The organism is Parabacteroides acidifaciens, from assembly GCF_003363715.1.
Classification (GTDB): Bacteria; Bacteroidota; Bacteroidia; order Bacteroidales; family Tannerellaceae; genus Parabacteroides; species Parabacteroides acidifaciens.
On sequence record NZ_QREV01000028.1, the window covers coordinates 1 to 19,023 of the forward strand.

Below are 19,023 nucleotides of genomic sequence, written 5' to 3' on the forward strand. Positions count from 1 at the left end.
ATTTCAGACGAAATAGAAAAATGGCAAAAAAGGGGGTTATTGTAATATTCATCAGATTTGCAGGAGGTTCAAAACTTGACAATTTTGAGCCAAACGCCCTTAGTATATGACTTGTTATATTTCTGACAATCAAGCATAGAAAAACAAAGCACAAAGAATCCGAGAAGAAATAAAACAAAATGTTTGCATATTTCAAACAAACCAATTACTTTTGCACCCGTCTTACAGACATGGAGAGATGGCAGAGTGGTCGATTGCGGCGGTCTTGAAAACCGTTGAACTGAGAGGTTCCGGGGGTTCGAATCCCTCTTTCTCCGCTGAACTAATAGGATAAAACAGCTAAATCCCACAAATTCAATAATTTGTGGGATTTTTATTTCCTTATGCCTGCCCTACTGGGTATCATTTGCCCTTAAAAGACCTTTATCCGGAATCGTTTATTTAATCGGGAGGTGATTTATTTTAAAGTTTCCATATTTATCACATATCTGAATTTTACCTTCCCATCTAATACGGATTGATATGCTTGATTTATTGCATCTGCATTTGCTTCAATCATTTCTATTTCAGGGTAAATATTATGTGTAACAGAATAATTCAACATTTCTTGTGTTTCAGGAATACCAGCAATCAAAGTTCCATATATTTTGCGGCGACCTGCGAGTGCCCCGGTATTAACAGATGGAATTTTATTAGCGGCGGGCATTCCAATTAGAACCATTTCTCCATCAACTTTAAGCATCCGCACATATTGTTCTACATTAAAATTAGTTGGAATTGTACTGATGATTACACGAAATGAATTATCCAAGCCTTTAAGTTCGTCCGGATTAGTTACATTCACAAATTTGACTGCCCCCATACGTAAGGCATCATTACGTTTATCTTCTGATACATCAAATACGGTTACTTCTGCACCAAAGGAAACTGCATATTGTACAGCTATATGTCCTAATCCGCCAAATCCGGCAATAGCAATTTTATCACCCTTGCCTACATGTGTGAATTTCAGTGGTGAATAAGTGGTCGCTCCTGCACAAAGCAATGGCGCAATACGTTTCATATCTGCACCTTGCGGTATTTTGAGTGCAAAGTGCTCGCTGACAACAATATTGTTGGAATAACCACCCATTGTGGGGTCTCCATCAAAATCCCTTGAATTATAGGTATAAACGGTTTTGTTATTATCGCAGTACTGTTCTTCGCCTTTTTTGCAATGTTCGCAAATTCCACAGGAGTTTACCATACAACCGACACCAGCGTAATCTCCTACTTTAAATTTAGTTACGTTCTTTCCTACTTGGGTAATCTTCCCTGCTATTTCATGTCCGGGAACCATAGGGAAAATTGAACCGCCCCATTCATCACGTGACTGATGAATATCGCTGTGACAGATACCTGAATACATGATTTCAATCAACACATCATTGTCACCAATAGCTTTTCTTTCAAATTCATACGGTGTAAATACCCCGTTTTTATCCATTGCTACAAAACCTTTTGAATGTACATGACCGTCATGTACTTGATTGCTCTGTGCTTGAACATTGTAACTGATAGTCAGTAAAATTACTGACAAGAGATAAATTAACTTTTTCATTTTTAGTTGTTTCTATGATTTATAAATTGTTTATTTATAAGATTGTAGATAAATTTCCAGCATATCCATATCTGATAATTCAGCAGGGTCTGCGGAAATGTCACCGCCCATAACTTTACGGGTACGTTCAGGACAGCTTTTCAGATATTCTTTTGTAATCCCGAAATCACTCATTTTTAAATCGGACATCCCGATGTCCGCAATCAATTTGTCGAGAGCATTTACAAAATCTTGTCCTGAAATAGCATTGTGAACCCCCATCGCCTTTGCTATTTTTATCATTTGTCCTTCACAAACTTTTAAATCGGCAAACTTCTGATAGTAAGCATGTGCAATCATAATCAAACCTGCTCCATGTGGCAGTTCGGGATAGAACCCGCCAAGTGAATGTTCCATAGAATGTGCAGATGTACAAAGCATATAATATCCGGCAAGTGAATTAGCCACTGCCATATAATAGCGTGCCTCTTTATCAGAACCGTCTTTAACGGCGAGGGGTAGATATTTTGCAACAAGTTCGATTGCTTTTAATGCGAACATTTCACCCATTATATGATTTTTAGTATTGATAACACTTTCTGTTGCGTGAAAGAAAGCATCCATTCCTTGATAAGCCGTAAATTGGGATGGAATAGTCATCATTAAGTCGGGGTCAACGATGGAAAGAATTGGGTACATGCTTTCTCCGCTGAAAAATCCTGATTTTTCTCCTGTTTCTTCTTTTGTGATGACACCCCACGGGTCGACTTCACTGGCTGTACCCGCTGTTGTGGTGATACATACGATAGGAAGCGGTTGGGCTATACGTTCTTTTTTGCCGCCCGTTGTACTGAAACTGTAATCCCATAAATCACCGGGGTTAGTCATTGCAAAAGCAATGGCTTTAGCTGCATCCATCGCACTGCCACCGCCTAAACCGATAACAAAATCGCAACCGCTTTCTTTTCCCAATATGGAAGCATCCATTACGTTAGCAAGGGTAGGATTGGGATGAACTCGGTCGAAAAGCGTGTATTCCACGTTTGCCATCTCCAACTGTTTTTCTACTCGTTCTAATGTTCCATTTCTTTTTACCGATTTACCGGAAGTCGTAACTATCAAAGCTTTTTTTCCGGGTAATTGCTGTTCGTGCAAATGATTTAACTGTCCTGCTCCGAACAATACGCGCGTAGGAATGAAATAAGTAAAATTGGTAATCATTGTAATAATCTCCTATAATTTGAATTGTTAGAAATTTATTTATCATTCATATTTCTTATGCAGAATAAATAATAGTATAGAACCAAGCACAGCAAAAGGAATACCTACTAAAGCCGGATAACGGAAATCAAATCCTGCTTGTAATATCAGACCACCACAATAAGCTGCAACAGCATTTCCTATATTAAAGGCTATTTGAATGCTTGCTGCACCTAACATTTCACCACCTTTGGAGAAACGGATAATCAGGTATTGTAAAGGGCTACCTACACCAAATAATCCTGCTGTGCCTATAACCATTAATACGACAGAAAGCCACGGAACAGGTGAAAAGAAAAATATCAATAACAATGTGAAAACCATACACGATTGTACAATGGCAGCAACAAGTCCGGCTCGAAAACGGTCAGCCAAACGTCCGCCAAGCAGATTGCCTATCACCATACCGAAACCTGCAATAACCATTAACCAAGTAAGGCTATCTGTTGAGAAGCCCGAAATGTTCGTTAAAAGTGGATTTATATAACTATACCAACAATACACGCCGCCGTTTCCTAATAAAGTACCACCGATAATAAGCCACGGTGCAGGTGACTTTAGGAACTTAAACTGTCCTTTGAAGCCACTATCAGGCAAACTATCCATTTGAGGAATCCAACGCCAAATGCTATAGAACGTCAGTAAACTCCAGCAAGCTACCAGCAGGAAAGTTAGCCGCCATGAAATGGTATTGCTTAGTGCTGTTCCAAGAGGTACACCAAATACTGTGGCTATGGTCATGCCTGCAATCATAACCGATACAGCTTGCGAACCTTTTCCTTTGTCTGCCAACCGTTGTGCCACGATAGATGCCACTCCAAAATATGCACCGTGTGGAAAACCCGACAAAAAACGGGCAAGTAAAAGCATCCAATAATCAGATGCTGCCGCAGCACAGAGATTACCAACTACAATGATGGTTACCAACAACAACAAAATCTTTTTTAAAGGATATTTGCGTACCAACAAGAGCACAGGAGCACCCAGACATACCCCCAAAGCATAAGCTGAAATCAGATGTCCGGCGGCAGAGATGCTAATCTGCAAATTTTCGGCAACACTTCCTAATATTCCCATCATTGCAAATTCTGCAATACCTAATCCAAGTGTACCGAATGCAAGTGCAATAAGACTTTTCTTCATAACAATTCGTTTGTTTAAAGACATAAAAAAACATCATCAAAACCGTTTGATTTTGATGATGCAAAAGTAGCTGCCCGAGGCTTTGTACTGTTTTTCTTATTCGTTATTTCTTCTTTGCTGAAAAGTCTTTTTATTTTCTCTATATGGCAGTAGAGTTTATGACGGACGGTGGAAAGCCGAACTCTTTTTTGTAGGCAGTAGAAAAATGTGACAGGTTCTTAAAGCCCACCTTTAAATACACTTCTGCAGGCTTTTCTCCTTTCTCGGTTATCAGACATTTGGCTTCTTCTAAACGCTTTTTTATCAACCATCTACTTGGTGTGTTATTAAAAACGCAGAAGAAATCTTTTTTGAAAGAAGATAAACTTCTTCCTGTATAATGTGCAAATTCTTCTATAGACAAGTCGCATTTATAGTTTTTAGTCATAAAATCAGCCAAGTCAATTTTCCACGGTTCTGCAAAGTCAAAAAGAACCGAACCAAGTTCTGGCTTTAATTGAAGTAAAACGAATACTGCTTCTTTCAGTTTAGCTTCCATTAGCTCCTTTGACGGATATTGCCGGGCATCAAAATATTGTTCAAGTGACATAAATAGTCCTTTCAAAAAAGGGTGCTTTTCCAATAAAACATAAACTGATTTAGCAAGATGAGAGTTATTAACTAAAGGAACAGTTATTTGGTTTTCGCTTAATAAAGTTTTCAGGAAAGGCGTTTTTAATTGTAAGAACAATCCTTTGAAAGGTTCTCCGTTTCTTGATGGCTTCTTAATTTTGCGGAGCATGTGGTTACGTTTCAAAAAAAAGGCATCTCCTTTCTTTAAATGATACCGTTTTTCGGGAGAAATAAGTTCTAATTCTCCTGAACAGATATACACCAACATATGCTCTGTAACCATCTCCTCACACCATTTGTCTTTCTCTACAAGGCAACAATAAAATGTGTCCATGTAATTGTAAACGACTATACCCGATTTTGTATCCATGACTTGAGTCTTATTTGATAAACAAAGATATGCAACTTTGTTTAGATGTGAATTAATCTCTTATAGATTGATATTTATTTTATGCAAAAATATGGCGTTTCGTGTTGAGACAGGTTTTCTTAAAAGTTCTTTTTACTTTTCTTAAAAGCCAATAGTGAATAATAATGCTCTTTTGGGAGTATAAGCTATCGGTAGGGGTAATATCTTTATCATATAGACGAGGAACGTACCTTTGAAAATACAGACTTATTATGACAAATGAGTGGTTTCTACTATCTTCGTATGTGAAGTCGTTTTAGTGATGTTGTTAAATATTTTCTTCTTGGAGAGTATAATGAGGTACAACAGCTATATTTTGGCCCGTTTTAGAATCATATGCAACCAAAGCATGTATAGCTTGATGTATCCTTAATTCTATACCATTTTGTCTAAACCTATTCATTAGTTGAGATGAACAATGCTCAAACAAAGTTTCACTTTCATTTTGAATATCTTGTTCTAATCTTTTAATTCGATGAAATTCATGATTGGAATCCATGACAGCTTGTGCGCTTTGTCCTGTTAATGCGAATCCCATTCCCATCGGAAGGTAGCTTGTCCCATCTCTCATTGTTATTCCAACATTAAGGCCAGCTTTTCGGAGTTCTTTTATATCTTGAGAGTCAAACTTGATAGCGAATTCACCTTCTACTTTAAAATTCGATATTAATTGAGGCCAATTATCATGTATAATTTGTACTAACTCTATATTAGACCAATTGTCATGTCCCATAATACAAAGAAAATAGACATCATTAGGCGTTAAGATTGCAAAAAGTACATCTCCTGTACGTTGAATAAAACCATCTGATGTTACAGCTTCACCTAAATGAAAATGATGAATATTCCAAGAATAAAGTAATTTATCTTCCTTATCTATTCGCTCTATTGTTTTACTCAGGTGAGGACGTACATCTATCCCTCTTTCAAATTTGTCTTTAAGTAAATCTAATCCATTTTGAAGTTGAAAGGGGCATACGAAATTATTAGCATAGTGTACTTGGCGGGAACATTGAGGAATGAGCCGTTTTTTAATAGTATAATATGTTATTAACAATTGATGATCATCTGTTATTATAGAAGTATCATATCCAACCTCCAATAATTCGGCTCGATATATATTAATAAGATCTTCTAATGCTTTTGAATCAATAGTAATCATGAAACATTAACAGTTACACCCCTCGTCTTTTATTGAGCCGCCTTGCAGAAACAGTTTTCCAAATGGTCGTTCACAAAACCGGCCGCCTGTAAAAAAGCATAGCAAATAGTCGGCCCGAAGAACTTGAATCCTCGCTTTTTCATATCTTTGCTCATAGCATCCGATTCGGGAGATGTGGCGGGAATCTGGCTCAAGCTCTTGAAATTATTGACAATAGGTTGCCGGTTGGGAAAGAATGATAAAGTGTACTTGTAGAAACTGCCGAACTCTTCCTGAATAGCCATAAATAGTTTTGCATTATTAATTGTGCTCTTGATTTTCAACCTGTTTTTGACAATCCCATCAAATTGCATCAATTGCTCGATGTCCTCTGATGTCATCTGCGCTACTTTCTTCACATCAAAATGATGAAAGGCTTTCCGGTATCCTTCGCGTTTGCGGAGAATAGTAATCCAAGCTAACCCAGCCTGGGCACTTTCAAGAACCAGAAACTCAAACAAAGCCTTGTCGTCAGTGACGAGTTTGCCCCATTCTTCATCATGATATTTTATGTATAGTTCGTCTGTTCCAGCCCAACCGCAACGGGCATTTATTATATCTTCCATATTTATGACCAATTATTTATTAGTACGTTGTTCCATATACAAAGATACAAAAAGGAACAATCATTCAAAAACATGAAAAAAAATCGCCCAAAGTGTGTCAGTATTTTGTAGTATGACAGACTAACCTAACAAAAGAAGTAAAACAACGAAATTACAAACTAACAAGAAAGAGAACATGAAATCAATTATCAATTACATCGTCACCCCGTTTCCACAACTTGCACGCCTTGGGTATTATATATCGCTTTTTGGTATTGTGTTGATTATGCTGTGGATCGGCTTTTTCAAATTTACACCGACTGAGGCGGCCGGTATCAAGCCTTTGGTTGAAAATCATTTTTTACTGTTTTGGCTATATGACGTATTAAGCGTACAGCAGGTCTCCAATCTTTTCGGTGTGATCGAGATTACAACAGGACTTCTGTTGCTTTTCAGTCTAAAGTATGATGCATTGAGGCCCTTTGCAGCATTCTGCCTTATCGCAACATTCCTGATAACATTCAGTTTCCTGTTTACGACTCCCGGAATGTGGAATACGGTAGATGGCGTTCCGATTACAAATTTTATGATCTTAAAAGACATCCCAATGTTAGGGTTAGGGTTTACTTACTTAAAAACGAAAGACGTATGAAAAATGTTATTCTAATCATCGCTTTGTTCATATCCGGAGGATTGGCAACAGCACAAGAAACAATGAGCGGACAGCTCTCTAAAAATACAAACATGAGTGACGTAAAAGAAATTTATTTTGCAGGCGGATGTTTCTGGGGTACAGAACATTTCATAAAACAGATTAATGGCGTAGTCAATACGCAAGTGGGCTATGCAAATGGAAAAACGGATGTACAGAATCCGACTTACGAGCAGGTTTGCAATGATAATATCGGTTTTGCCGAAACAGTAAAAGTCGGTTACAATCCGCAGCAGGCCGATTTGAACTTTCTGATAGATCTGTTCTTCAAAACGATAGACCCGACAAGCCTTAACCGGCAGGGGAACGACAAAGGAGCACAATACCGGACAGGCATTTATTACACAGATAAAGCTGATTTACCGGTTATCAAACAGGCTGTGGAAGCCCTGGCCAAACAATATACCAAACCGGTTGTCGTAGAAGTCGAACCGCTGAGGAATTTCTTTCCGGCAGAAGATTATCATCAGGATTATCTGGACAAACATCCGAACGGTTATTGCCATATCAGCCCTGAATTGTTCGACATGGCCAAGAAAGCAGCTTTCTCGCCTCAAAAGATATATCAAAAACCGGATGACGAGACATTACGTTCCCGGTTGACAGCCGAACAATACGCCGTAACACAAAAGAATGCAACGGAAAGAGCTTTCCGGAACGAATATTGGAATGAAAAACGCGAAGGTTTATATGTCGATATAACTACAGGTGAACCTTTATTCATCTCGACCGATAAATTCGACTCCGGTTGTGGTTGGCCCAGTTTTTCAAAACCCATAGATAAGAGCCTGGTAATGAAAAAGACAGATAATTCCCATGGTATGCAGCGTATTGAAGTGCGCAGCAAAACCGGAGATGCACATCTGGGACATGTGTTCAATGACGGTCCGACCGATAAAGGCGGATTGCGCTACTGCATCAACAGCGCATCACTCCGGTTTATCCCGAAAGACAGGATGAAAGCCGAAGGATACGCCGATTATATTCCACTTCTGGAAAAGAAATAAAGAATTTTTATTATACAAACAATTTAATAACAGACGAATATGAAAAAGTATTTATTAGCAGCAACAATGTTTGCATTGGTTTCAACAGCATTTGTTTCATGCAGTGATGAGGATGAAAAGGACATGCCGGGACTTGCTTCTTCGGTAATCTCTTTTGAGAATGTATTGGAACCTAAAGATTTTGTAGAGAGCGGAACATTTGTAGGAATGGGAAGTGAAGATATTAACGCGCCTGTGGTATTACCGGGACAGAGTATCCGCTTTACATTCCATGCAGGTAAAGGACAGGCATTGATGTTTGCCACGATGTACGGAGCATCGAAAGACTGGTTTTTCGCACCAGAGAATCCGGGCCTACAACTTTATAATAATGACGGTGTGCCTATGACGGGAGATGTTTCTTCGCAAATCAAACTATGGGATAACGGGACGAAAGCCGGAATGACTGATGAGAAAGAAGATGTCGGCATTATGATGGTTCCTGATATCGACGCTTCGAAGCTGATGAAGCTGGAGCTGAATTATATGGCCAGTTCTTCTGAATTTGAGTTGACTATCACCAACACCTCTGGTGGCAGTGATAACGAGACCCCTTTTTCACCGGGTGTATGGGCAGTTTCGAATGTATTCAACGGGGAACTTCTGAACGGGATGCCTTTTTATGAAGCCGGAGCAAAATCGAATGCAGAAATAACAGCGATTGCACAAATGGGCGACAATTCTCTTTTAGCGGAAAAGATTTCTGCCAACACAGGCATCATCACAGGCATTTCTCCAGCCATAGTTGTAGTCTATACGGGAGACGTCAACCCAATCTATGAAGCAGGAAAGAAAGATGCCGGAATAGGTCTGGCTAACCTTGCGCAGAAGGGTGATGCATCAGCCTTGAAGGCTTCATTGGAAAAGATGCCTGATGTAAGAATGGTCTATGTTGCCGGCGATGCTCCGGTAGCACCGGGTGAAAAAGTGGAAATAGAGTTTGAAGCAACCGAAGGTGACCATATCGCCTATGCGACCATGTTTGGTTATTCCAATGACTGGTTTTATGCAAATGAAGCCATGATTCCTGCTAATTTCAAAGGTGACATTACGGGTAAGACTGCTCTTTTTGATGACGGAACAGCTGTTAGCCAATATCCAGGAGCCGGAAATGCACAGGGACTTTTCATCGGAATGCCGGAAAAAGAGGACGCATCTATTATGAAAGTAGATGATATGTTCCCGGTTCCGACAATAAATAATGTTTTGAAGGTAGTTATCCGATAATAATAGTATCTTTGTAACAGAAGAATCCAGGGCACAGGTGCTTGAGAATCATGCCCTGGATTCACGACTTCTAATCAATAAACAAATGCGACAAAACAGCATTTCCACATCGGCTTTCGAGTTGGAGAAATGGATAGACGACTACTCAAAAACACTCTTGGACAGAGCCTATTATTTGCTGTCCGATAAAGAAGATGCCAAAGATGTAGTTCAAGAAGTTTTTCTTTCGGCTTACAAAAGCAGAGAATCTTTTCAGGGGAAAAGTACGCCATTAACTTGGCTGACAAGCATATTGCAACATAAAATCGCCGATATATACAAAAAGCGGTATAACGGGAACTCCCAATCATTATCTTTCGAGACTTTTTTTGACAAACACGGTGAATGGATCGAGCCAGACGTGGCGGACCCTTGGGAGGAGGACGAGTTTGCAGTAAGTACACTATTAAATAATGACAGTTTCTATGAGGTATTCAATCAATGTCTTGGGAATCTGCCCCGACAATGGCTGATTGTCGTCAACAAGTGTTATCTTCAGGAACAAAAAGCGGTGGAAATATGCCGCGAACTAAACCTGTCGACTGCCAATTACTGGAAGCTATTGCAGCGTAGCCGTCTTCAGTTAAGAAAGTGCCTCGATATTCACTGGTTTAAATTAGGAGGTCAAAATGCTTAAAGAGTTTATACATATATTTACGTTGTCATGCAAACAGGCAACCTACTTAATCGAAAAGCGTATCCATGTTCCCTTGTCGGTTACGGAAAGGATGCGTTTGGCTATCCACCTTTCACTCTGCCGGTTGTGTCGCGCATATAATACAAAAGCTGTCTTTTTAGACCGTTTGATGAAAAGGGGCAGGAAGAAAGAAGTTTGTAACTGCCGATTTGGAAAGGAAGAAGTGGAGCAGTTTAAAATGGACATAAAAGAGAAAATAAATGGGTGACAGCTTGGATTTCTTATAAAGTTGTTTTACTTTTGCGCTCCGAAAACAAGGAGAGATGCTCGAGTGGTTGAAGAGGCACGCCTGGAAAGCGTGTAAACCCCTAAAGGGTTTCGCGGGTTCGAATCCCGCTCTCTCCGCTGAACCGGCTGGACAAAATAAGACAACAAAAAGACTGTAAAAGACATAGTTTCGTTACTATATCTTACCTATTCCCTACCGGACAAAAACGGTAACGATTTGTCCCGAAATGACCGTAGAAAGTCCGAATTCACCTACCGCCTATCTATCTCACATTTAACAAGTTATTAGTATTCACAGCAATTGCTTTGTAAAAAGAAAAATTATATCTTATTTAAGGTGGTTCAATAACCACGCTATATTTTGTCCGAGATTCTTCATGTTGGCAACACCTTCTTCATCTTTCAATGCTTCTCCGGGCAAGCGACCGGTAAGTGTCATCACTGCTCCCGATTATGTATTGGCGAAAGCTACACGTGTACGTGCTTCCAAATCAGAACCGTCCTTAACGGCACGGGGCAGATATTCAGTAATGTTGCGGATAGCTTCACGTGCATTCATATCGCTGGCAAGGTTTGCGCTGGCGGCAATGAAGCCCTCTACGCTATGGAACAATGTATCAAATCCCTGAAAGGCAGTAAACAGTGGAGGCACGGAAAGCATCAGTTCTGCATCGACTACAGCAAGACATGGAAATAATGCCGGGTGCATGATAAATGTGGGTGGGGATGTACTGATTGTAATCCATATTCGTTTCCATTTATAACAAAGCATGGTTTGACTTCCGGCATTCCATAATCACGGGTGAAATCTTCATTAAATGTAGTGTGTAGCACTGTGATTTTCACCTTTTTCATATGCGTTTGTATCAAAAGGTTTAATACCAGTCATGCTTCTCGTTCCGGTCGAGTGCGGCGATTTGCGACATTTCTTCATCCGTCAGTTCAAAATCGAAAATGGATATATTTTCTTTGATATGGTCGGGGTTACTTGAACCGGGAATGACAACCACACCCCTTTGTAAATCCCAACGTAGAATGACCTGTGCCGAAGACTTGCCGTGAGCGTTTGCAATTTTGCTAATGGTTTCATTACCTAACAAAGCTGCCGTATGACCTCTGCCTCCAAGTGGATACCATGCTTCTACTACAATGCCTTGACTGTGCATATATTCGACAATTCCTTTTTCTTGATAATAAGGATGTATTTCATTTTGTACTAATACAGGCTTAATGTTTACTTGTGGCAGAAACTCCGTCATTTCCTTTATGTAATAATTCGATAATCCGATGGAGCGAATCTTGCCCTGCGCCACATATTTTTCCATTGCTTTATATGCTTTTACATCGTCAGTTCCCGGATGGTGTAACAGCATCAAGTCAATATAACCGATGTCGAGCTTACGCAAGCATTCTTCTATTGCTGCTTCGGGATTGCTGAATTGATTAGGATAAAGTTTGGTTGCCACGAAGATTTCTTCACGTGGCACGCCCGATTCACGAACGCCTTGTCCCACTTCTTCTTCATTGTCATACATATGTGCCGTATCAATTTTGCGGAAGCCGGAAGCAAGAGCCGCCTTGACGGAATTTACACAGACATCACCATGCAGACTGTATGTGCCCAGCCCAACGATGGGCATATCATATCCACTGCTAAGTCTTACGGTAGGTGCTTTCCCATTTTCACCTTTCGAGAGGTTGAACACGCCTACATTGCTATTTTGATTCAAATTCAAATTCATACTTTCAATCCAATCTTTAATTGTTCCTGCTGATTCATTTCCATTAAAACGTTTTCCTTTTTTCCATGCGGCTTTCTCTGCCGATTCGTGCAAATCTATATCGCTTGAACCGATGCCACTGGAATGTGAAGTACAGAACGGCACGATGGTTTTGCCCGATAGATTTAGGCTTTCAAGGAATGTATGGATTATTTTAGGAGCTTTTCCCCACCAAATAGGATAACCAAGAAAAACCACGTCATAGTCCGAAAAATTCTCGATTTTACTGCTTATTGCCGGACGTGCAGCCGGGTCGTTCTGCTCACGGTTAGCACGGGACGAGGAATTGTTATAATTCAAGTCCTCACTTGTATAGGGCGTTTCGGGAACGATGCGATGAAGTGCTCCATCGGTAATTTCTGCAATTCTTTCCGCAATACCTTTCGTGGTATTGGTACAAGAGAAATAGACCACTAATGTGTGTCCGTTACCCGGTTGTGGTTCGGGTGTTGGCTCCGGTTCAGGAGCAGGTGTCGGTTCTTCCGTATTGGCTGGTTCTTCTGTAGGGCTGCAAGCAGCCGTAGCAAAAGATAATCCCGACAAAAGAATAAGGGATGATAACAACATATTCATATAATTACTGTTTAATATTTCTTATGATTTTAGCGGGTACACCTGCTACTATAACATTGTCCGGTATATCTTTCGTAACTACTGCTCCGGCGGCGACAATGGCATTTTCTCCTACGGTTACTCCGGGTAGAATAATTGCTCCTGCACCAATCCACGCATTACGCCTTATAACTATCGGTTTTACTAATAACCTATGCCGCAAGGCAGGTTCTTCGGGATGGTTCTCGGTTACAACTTTTGCTTCCGGTCCGATAAATACTCCGTCCTCTAACGTGATACCACCTTGGTCGAGAAAAGTGCAACCGAAGTTGATAAACACTTCTTTGCCTACACGGGTTAGTTTACCGAAAGCTGTATAGAACGGTGGAAACATTCGTACCGAAGCGTCCAATTGTTGTCCCCAAATACGTTCGAGTAACGTCCGAATTTCATCAGGGGAATGGTATTTGTTATTCAGTTCACAAACAAGTTTCTTTGTGTTCTCTATTTCGGAGTAGAGGAGAGGAAAATCAGCATCCGTTTCTGTAATCCGTTCTCCGTTTCGCATCCTTTCAATAACTTTATTCATCCTATTCATTTTTTCAACGTACTCATGTCAATCACATAGCGGAACTTTACTTTTCCGTCCGAAACATTATGCCAAGCCTTATCTGTTCGTCCCAAGCAGCGTGTAGGTCACTGTGACAGATACCTGCATAAAGGATTTCAATTTGAATGTCATTTTCTCCAATGGCATGACGGGTAAATTCGTAAGGTCGGAAAGTGTCTTTGGCTGAAAACATGGCAAATTCTCTTGCTGGAACACGTTCTTCACTCATTTGTGCAAAAGCTGTAGCTATACACGCCAGCCCTACAATCATTGTCATTACTGTACGTTTCATATTCTATCTGTTTTAAATTAATTAATTTGTTCGATGCAAAATTAGAGGGTTTCATTTATAAGGCAGATACCTTTCTTACGGGGTAAAGTACCCCGATTACGGAAGATTATACTTTTGATAACATCTAATAATCAATGAAGTACCTAAGTTACGGATTAATGTATCTGAATTACTGTTTTTACCTGTCTGCCTTTTCCTAATACAAAAAAATATGTTTCCTTTGCATTACAAGATTGATTTATGTACTATAAACATTCAAATAAGATGAAAGACAATGTGGATATTATAAAAGCAGATACCATTGAGCAGTACAATAAGTTCTTTGGCTTTGAAACACGCCACCCATTAGTCGGGATTGTGCATTTCGACCAGTCTGTGCCCCAACCTACACATAAAATGACACTTGGTTTCTATGCGCTTTTTCTGAAAAAGACAACAGGGTGTATTATTAATTATGGTAAGACCGTCTATGACTTCGATGATGAAACAGTGGTAAGTTTTGCTCCGGGACAAACTGTTGGTATTCATCGTTTGGAAGATGGTGTTGTACCCGAAGCCATTGGGTTGTTATTTCATCCCGACTTCCTGCATCGGACGGAATTGGGACAGAAAATCAAACAATACTCTTTCTTTTCTTATGCTTCCAACGAGGCGTTACACCTATCGGTAGAGGAACGCATCATTCTACAAGATTATATGGAAAAAATAGTGCGTGAACTACAGCATCCTATTGACAAATTTTCTAAATCGTTGATTATCTCGAATATCGAAGTGTTGCTCAACTATTGTATGCGATTTTATGAACGCCAATTCATTACCCGTGAAGAAATAAATAATGATGTTCTTGTTCGCTTTGAGCAGTTACTCGATGAATACATGGATTCCGGTAAGGCATCACTGTATGGAATCCCCACAGTGAAATATTTTGCTGACAAGATTTGTCTTTCACCTAATTACTTGGGTGATTTGGTAAAATCGGAAACAGGGAAAACTGCGCAAGAGTTTATACAGTTGAAGATGATAAACGTGGCTAAAAATGCTTTGATTGACCCAAATCTGAATACAAAGCAGATAGCAGAAATGTTAGGTTTCCAACATCCTCAACATTTCATGCGTTTTTTTAAAAAACAAGTAGGGTGTACTCCCAAAGAATATCGTAATCAAAATGTGGCAACAGCATAAATGAAAAAATAAATATGTCATAGACAATCGGCACGACCTGTATGAAGTAAAACCAAAACGGAAGTAACAAAATTGTAATAAATATATCTTAGCATTGTCATTTTGCTGTGTTTTACAAGGTGTTTAAGATGTTTTATAAGTAAAACACTTTCAATAGCGGAGAAAAAATAGTATATTTGTAGCAAATGCATTTAAACTAACATTCTATAACCCTCCAAAAGTATTTGCTTATGATTAAAAGAAGATTACTCGCGTATGACATCCCACAATTGACTAAAGAATTTAAGAAAGATTTTCCCCAGTTGCAGGCAATGGCGGAAGAAAGCGAGAGCGCAGAGCTTTTTAAAGAGGCTCTGCGCTCTTTTGTCTCTTCACGCATTGACAAGACTGTCGGCGGAAGCAATATGGGCAATGCCGTGGCGAGACATATTCTTCTACTAATCGAACATGACGACACCATCGTTTCCGAGCTCTCGACCGGCGAAAATATACCGGTACGGACAATCACCTATCTATGGCAGCTCTTGACCGGAAAGCTGACGGAGCCTGTTTCACCTGATTTATTTATAGACCTGTTCCGGCAGTTTGATTTATTGGAGAATCCGGAAGAGGTTATACCGGACCGTTCGCTTGTCAAACGGCAAATGAACCGTTGGCCTACCGGCTTGGATGAAGACGTGATGGCGATACGCCGTTCCAATAAGGAGCGGATCATTGCCGGACTGATACGCAAGATCGAACGGCGCCATGCACCTACATCCCGCTTTCAGTTTGCCGAAGGAATGAGCTATGCGGAAAAGTACACAATGGTGCAGGATTGGTGGAATACCAGCCGTTTCCACCTTGCAATGGCATTTAAGAGCCCGACGGAACTGAACTATTTTCTCGGTGGCTCCCTATCGGAGGAGACAATGCAATTACTGGCGCGTGCCCGGAAAAAAGGAATGCCGTTCTTCGTAACGCCTTATTACCTTTCTTTGCTGAACACCAACACAAGCGGATATGACGACGCCACGATCCGTTCCTATGTCCTTTATTCCGAAGAGTTGGTTGAAACATACGGACAGATAAAAGCTTGGGAAAAAGAGGACATCGTCGTGGCCGGCCAACCCAATGCTGCCGGATGGCTACTGCCGGAAGGGCATAACATACACCGCCGTTATCCGGACGTGGCGATCCTGATTCCCGATTCGATGGGACGGGCTTGCGGTGGTTTGTGCGCTTCTTGCCAACGTATGTACGATTTCCAGAGCGAACGTCTGAATTTCGATTTCGAATCTTTAAAACCGAAAGAGACCTGGGACAAGAAGCTGCGACGCCTTATGCGTTATTTCGAAGAAGATGCACAGCTCAGGGATATCCTGATTACCGGAGGCGACGCGTTGATGAGCCAGAATGCGACACTGCGTAACATCCTCGATGCCGTCTACAAAATGGCAGCCCGAAAACAAAAAGCGAACGAGAGCCGCCCGGATGGAGAAAAGTATGCCGAACTGCAGCGTGTCCGTCTTGGAACCCGCCTGCTTGCCTACCTGCCACTGCGCATCACGGATGATTTGGTTACTATTTTAAGGGATTTCAAAGAGAAAGCATCGCGCATCGGAGTTTCGCAGTTCATTATCCAGACGCATTTCCAGTCTCCGCTCGAAGTGACGCCGGAAGCGAAAAAGGCTATCGAAGCGATTCTGTCTGCCGGATGGATCATCACCAACCAATTGGTCTATACCGTTGCCGCCTCCCGGCGCGGACATACGGCCAAGCTGCGGCAGACGCTGAACGCGATGGGTGTCGTATGCTATTACACATTTTCGGTCAAGGGCTTTCATGAAAATTATGCAGTCTTTACGCCGAACAGCCGCTCCTTGCAAGAACAGCAAGAGGAAAAGATATTCGGTCTTGTCCCGAAAGAAAAACAGAAAGAGCTTTACCGCCTGATCCGCTACGAACGTCCATTGGGAAAGAAGCTGGTCAATTTCATCCGGGAAAACCATCTCCTGTTTGCAGCAACCGACCGTAATGTATTGAATCTTCCCGCTATCGGTAAAAGCATGACATTCAAAACAGTCGGCATGACTGCCGATGGAAAACGTATCCTGAAATTCGAGCATGACGCCGGACGCCTCCATAGCCCTATCATCAATCGTATGGGAGAGGTGTATATTGTCGAAAACAAGTCCATCGCCGCCTACCTGCGCCAGTTACAGGCAATGGGCGAAGACATCAAAGAGTACCTCAGCATCTGGAATTATTCCGAAGGCGTAACCGAACCGCGCTTCAGTATCTACGAATACCCCGATTATCCTTTTGATATTACAGAAAAGATGACGAATCTTGAGCTATAAAACGAGTAATGTGTTATCTTTGTTCGTGCTAAACCAATATTAAAATGATAGAGAACGAAAGAGAAACACGACACGAGCATGTGTTACAGGCTGTCCGCCAGATGATGACAGCCGCCCGGACGGCCCCGAAAGGGAAAGGCATCGACATCATCGAGGTGGCAATGGTTACGGACGAAGATATCAAACGTCTTTCCGAAGAACTTATTATCATGTCAGGCGAAACCGGTTTGAAGTTTTTCCTGCGCGACGCCGACAATATCCTCCAGGCCGAAGCGATTATGATTGCCGGCACGCGCCAGCAGGTACAGGGTTTGAACTGCGCACACTGCGGATACCCCACTTGTGTGGAGAAGCCCGATGCCGTCCCCTGCGCCATCAATTCGGTGGACCTGGGTATCGCAATCGGTTCGGCCTGCGCCACAGCATCGGATCTCCGCTTGGATACACGCGTCATGTTCAGCGCCGGTTTGGCAGCCCAACGGTTGGGGATGCTGGGCGACTGCAAATGCGTGATGGCAATTCCGGTTAGCGCGTCTTCCAAAAACCCGTTCTTCGACCGGAAACCGAAGACTGAAGGTTAACTAATAAAATTGTGTTTATGATTAAGTTTGATAACAAACTCGAACTTCGATATTACTTCAATGACAAGTCCAACTACATGGATGCCATGATCAAACACCGGGCAGAGAAAGAAGTCCTTTCCCTTCTCCGGTCATTGGCAGACATGCTGGATGTCAAGATGACGGTCTACTGCGAATCGTTCCAGCAACAAGAAGGATTCCGCGAGATATGGTCGGCGGCAGGCGAAAACAGCCGCCTGATCTCGATCGTCCTGAATCTGTTTATGCAGGTATGGACACGTCCTTCCCTACTGGTTGGCGGACAGCCGGCGGCAGACCGTACGACGGCAGACGAGGAGAAGATGCAACGTGAAGTGTCGCTCCTTCGTAACAATTTGAAAAAGAGACTGCCCGGCGTCACGATTTCGCACGAATTAGTGGAACTACTGAGTGCATCGCCCCGTTTCTGTAAATGTAAATCCAATTTCTATGAGACTGTGCGCGGTTATCCGAAAGTAACCCGGTTTACTTTACGTGAACTGAACGAAAACAACCGGAGCCGTTCCGGTTCACTGGAAGTCAAGCGCGAACAGTTCGACTATTATATCCTCCGTTCCGACGAACTGCCCCCTGTCAAGGACAACAAAGCGACGATCGAGATTATCTCGCCTGTGTTGAAAGACGCCCGCTACCGCTGGAAAGGGATCTATAACAAAGGAGGAGAAACGATCGACTTCTATATGTGCGACGAAGATTTCAAAAAAGATATGTTCGACGAAAAGATCACCTTCAAGAGCGGCATGTGCATCGACTGCGTGTTGGAAATACAGCGGAAGATGAGCGAGTTAGGCGAAGTGGTCAACGTCAGCTACACTGTCGAGACAGTCATCCGGACCCGCTTCGACAAAATGGAAATCATCACGCCGCAAGGCAAACGGCACCTGCGGAAGTTAGAAGCCGAAAAGAAGCAGTTGACACTTGACCTTTTCGGATAAAACAAAATAAC

At 41.6% G+C, this 19,023-nt stretch carries 18 protein-coding genes and 2 tRNA genes; 10 read left to right on the plus strand and 10 right to left on the minus strand.

The features are described from left to right. The first annotated feature begins 232 nt into the window (after positions 1–232). Positions 233–317 (plus strand) — tRNA-Ser (locus DWU89_RS12165). A gap of 140 nt (positions 318–457) precedes the next feature. On the opposite strand, the gene DWU89_RS12170 is transcribed toward DWU89_RS12165, so the two are convergent. The 6 genes from DWU89_RS12170 to DWU89_RS12195 form a co-directional block, all read right to left on the minus strand. Beyond that, on the minus strand, positions 458–1,600 hold the full coding sequence (locus tag DWU89_RS12170) for an NAD(P)-dependent alcohol dehydrogenase (protein ID WP_115499918.1): 1,143 nt from the start codon (positions 1,598–1,600) through the stop codon (positions 458–460). Between the two features lie 30 nt (positions 1,601–1,630). Next, complete coding sequence (locus DWU89_RS12175; protein ID WP_115499919.1) at positions 1,631–2,800, minus strand: iron-containing alcohol dehydrogenase; 1,170 nt, start codon at positions 2,798–2,800, stop codon at positions 1,631–1,633. Positions 2,801–2,842: 42 nt separating this feature from the next. Further along, a complete protein-coding gene (araJ, locus tag DWU89_RS12180; protein ID WP_115499920.1) occupies positions 2,843–3,982 on the minus strand; it encodes an MFS transporter AraJ in 1,140 nt (379 codons plus the stop codon). A gap of 139 nt (positions 3,983–4,121) precedes the next feature. Beyond that, complete coding sequence (locus tag DWU89_RS12185; protein ID WP_115499921.1) at positions 4,122–4,964, minus strand: AraC family transcriptional regulator; 843 nt, start codon at positions 4,962–4,964, stop codon at positions 4,122–4,124. Between the two features lie 307 nt (positions 4,965–5,271). Further along, positions 5,272–6,165, minus strand: a complete 894-nt coding sequence (locus DWU89_RS12190) for a hypothetical protein (protein ID WP_115499922.1) — start codon at positions 6,163–6,165, stop codon at positions 5,272–5,274. Positions 6,166–6,194: 29 nt separating this feature from the next. After that, a complete protein-coding gene (locus tag DWU89_RS12195; RefSeq protein ID WP_115499923.1) occupies positions 6,195–6,770 on the minus strand; it encodes a DNA-3-methyladenine glycosylase I in 576 nt (191 codons plus the stop codon). 175 nt (positions 6,771–6,945) lie between these two features. Between DWU89_RS12195 and DWU89_RS12200 the strand changes: the two genes are divergently transcribed. From DWU89_RS12200 to DWU89_RS12225, 5 genes are all read left to right on the plus strand, one after another. Continuing rightward, positions 6,946–7,401, plus strand: coding sequence for a DUF417 family protein (locus DWU89_RS12200; protein WP_115499924.1), 456 nt, complete (start codon positions 6,946–6,948; stop codon positions 7,399–7,401). Then, a complete protein-coding gene (gene msrB / locus DWU89_RS12205; protein WP_115499925.1) occupies positions 7,398–8,468 on the plus strand; it encodes a peptide-methionine (R)-S-oxide reductase MsrB in 1,071 nt (356 codons plus the stop codon). Before DWU89_RS12200 ends, msrB begins: the two co-directional genes overlap by 4 nt. Positions 8,469–8,507: 39 nt before the next feature. Continuing rightward, on the plus strand, positions 8,508–9,734 hold the full coding sequence (locus DWU89_RS12210) for a spondin domain-containing protein (protein WP_115499926.1): 1,227 nt from the start codon (positions 8,508–8,510) through the stop codon (positions 9,732–9,734). Positions 9,735–9,819: 85 nt separating this feature from the next. Further along, the gene (locus DWU89_RS12215) at positions 9,820–10,410 is read left to right on the plus strand and encodes a sigma-70 family RNA polymerase sigma factor (protein ID WP_115499960.1); all 591 of its coding nucleotides are present in this window, start codon (positions 9,820–9,822) and stop codon (positions 10,408–10,410) included. 317 nt (positions 10,411–10,727) lie between these two features. Further along, positions 10,728–10,815, plus strand: a tRNA-Ser gene (locus DWU89_RS12225). A gap of 334 nt (positions 10,816–11,149) precedes the next feature. Here the strand turns inward: DWU89_RS12225 and DWU89_RS12235 are convergent. The 4 genes from DWU89_RS12235 to DWU89_RS12255 form a co-directional block, all read right to left on the minus strand. Continuing rightward, on the minus strand, positions 11,150–11,470 hold the full coding sequence (locus tag DWU89_RS12235) for a dehydroquinate synthase/iron-containing alcohol dehydrogenase family protein (protein ID WP_392391930.1): 321 nt from the start codon (positions 11,468–11,470) through the stop codon (positions 11,150–11,152). Positions 11,471–11,573: 103 nt separating this feature from the next. After that, positions 11,574–13,052, minus strand: a complete 1,479-nt coding sequence (locus DWU89_RS12245) for a flavodoxin (protein ID WP_244205903.1) — start codon at positions 13,050–13,052, stop codon at positions 11,574–11,576. A 4-nt stretch (positions 13,053–13,056) separates the two neighbouring features. After that, positions 13,057–13,620, minus strand: coding sequence for a sugar O-acetyltransferase (locus DWU89_RS12250; protein WP_115499928.1), 564 nt, complete (start codon positions 13,618–13,620; stop codon positions 13,057–13,059). Positions 13,621–13,666: 46 nt separating this feature from the next. Further along, a complete protein-coding gene (locus DWU89_RS12255) occupies positions 13,667–13,933 on the minus strand; it encodes a hypothetical protein (RefSeq protein ID WP_187574936.1) in 267 nt (88 codons plus the stop codon). A gap of 264 nt (positions 13,934–14,197) precedes the next feature. On the opposite strand from DWU89_RS12255, the gene DWU89_RS12260 reads away from it, so the two are divergent. The 4 genes from DWU89_RS12260 to DWU89_RS12275 all read left to right on the plus strand — a co-directional run bounded on the left by DWU89_RS12260 (position 14,198) and on the right by DWU89_RS12275 (position 19,012). Continuing rightward, complete coding sequence (locus DWU89_RS12260) at positions 14,198–15,115, plus strand: helix-turn-helix domain-containing protein (protein ID WP_115499962.1); 918 nt, start codon at positions 14,198–14,200, stop codon at positions 15,113–15,115. Positions 15,116–15,345: 230 nt separating this feature from the next. Next, positions 15,346–17,457 (plus strand): KamA family radical SAM protein, encoded by a 2,112-nt coding sequence (locus DWU89_RS12265; protein WP_115499929.1) that lies wholly within the window; start codon positions 15,346–15,348, stop codon positions 17,455–17,457. 44 nt (positions 17,458–17,501) lie between these two features. Further along, complete coding sequence (locus DWU89_RS12270; protein WP_115499930.1) at positions 17,502–18,038, plus strand: ferredoxin domain-containing protein; 537 nt, start codon at positions 17,502–17,504, stop codon at positions 18,036–18,038. Positions 18,039–18,055: 17 nt separating this feature from the next. Next, on the plus strand, positions 18,056–19,012 hold the full coding sequence (locus DWU89_RS12275; protein ID WP_115499931.1) for a hypothetical protein: 957 nt from the start codon (positions 18,056–18,058) through the stop codon (positions 19,010–19,012). The last annotated feature ends 11 nt before the right edge of the window (positions 19,013–19,023 follow it).

What these genes read in the sequence shown, in the direction of transcription:
- DWU89_RS12255 (WP_187574936.1), bottom strand. Translation starts at nt 13,933, where the DNA reads ATGAAACGTACAGTAATGACAATGATTGTAGGGCTGGCGTGTATAGCT.
- DWU89_RS12195 (WP_115499923.1), bottom strand. Translation starts at nt 6,770, where the DNA reads ATGGAAGATATAATAAATGCCCGTTGCGGTTGGGCTGGAACAGACGAA.
- DWU89_RS12260 (WP_115499962.1), top strand. Translation starts at nt 14,198, where the DNA reads ATGAAAGACAATGTGGATATTATAAAAGCAGATACCATTGAGCAGTAC.
- DWU89_RS12170 (WP_115499918.1), bottom strand. Translation starts at nt 1,600, where the DNA reads ATGAAAAAGTTAATTTATCTCTTGTCAGTAATTTTACTGACTATCAGT.
- DWU89_RS12215 (WP_115499960.1), top strand. Translation starts at nt 9,820, where the DNA reads ATGCGACAAAACAGCATTTCCACATCGGCTTTCGAGTTGGAGAAATGG.
- DWU89_RS12265 (WP_115499929.1), top strand. Translation starts at nt 15,346, where the DNA reads ATGATTAAAAGAAGATTACTCGCGTATGACATCCCACAATTGACTAAA.
- araJ (WP_115499920.1), bottom strand. Translation starts at nt 3,982, where the DNA reads ATGAAGAAAAGTCTTATTGCACTTGCATTCGGTACACTTGGATTAGGT.
- msrB (WP_115499925.1), top strand. Translation starts at nt 7,398, where the DNA reads ATGAAAAATGTTATTCTAATCATCGCTTTGTTCATATCCGGAGGATTG.
- DWU89_RS12250 (WP_115499928.1), bottom strand. Translation starts at nt 13,620, where the DNA reads ATGAATAAAGTTATTGAAAGGATGCGAAACGGAGAACGGATTACAGAA.
- DWU89_RS12190 (WP_115499922.1), bottom strand. Translation starts at nt 6,165, where the DNA reads ATGATTACTATTGATTCAAAAGCATTAGAAGATCTTATTAATATATAT.
- DWU89_RS12200 (WP_115499924.1), top strand. Translation starts at nt 6,946, where the DNA reads ATGAAATCAATTATCAATTACATCGTCACCCCGTTTCCACAACTTGCA.
- DWU89_RS12235 (WP_392391930.1), bottom strand. Translation starts at nt 11,470, where the DNA reads ATGCTTTGTTATAAATGGAAACGAATATGGATTACAATCAGTACATCC.
- DWU89_RS12210 (WP_115499926.1), top strand. Translation starts at nt 8,508, where the DNA reads ATGAAAAAGTATTTATTAGCAGCAACAATGTTTGCATTGGTTTCAACA.
- DWU89_RS12270 (WP_115499930.1), top strand. Translation starts at nt 17,502, where the DNA reads ATGATAGAGAACGAAAGAGAAACACGACACGAGCATGTGTTACAGGCT.
- DWU89_RS12175 (WP_115499919.1), bottom strand. Translation starts at nt 2,800, where the DNA reads ATGATTACCAATTTTACTTATTTCATTCCTACGCGCGTATTGTTCGGA.
- DWU89_RS12185 (WP_115499921.1), bottom strand. Translation starts at nt 4,964, where the DNA reads ATGGATACAAAATCGGGTATAGTCGTTTACAATTACATGGACACATTT.
- DWU89_RS12275 (WP_115499931.1), top strand. Translation starts at nt 18,056, where the DNA reads ATGATTAAGTTTGATAACAAACTCGAACTTCGATATTACTTCAATGAC.
- DWU89_RS12245 (WP_244205903.1), bottom strand. Translation starts at nt 13,052, where the DNA reads ATGAATATGTTGTTATCATCCCTTATTCTTTTGTCGGGATTATCTTTT.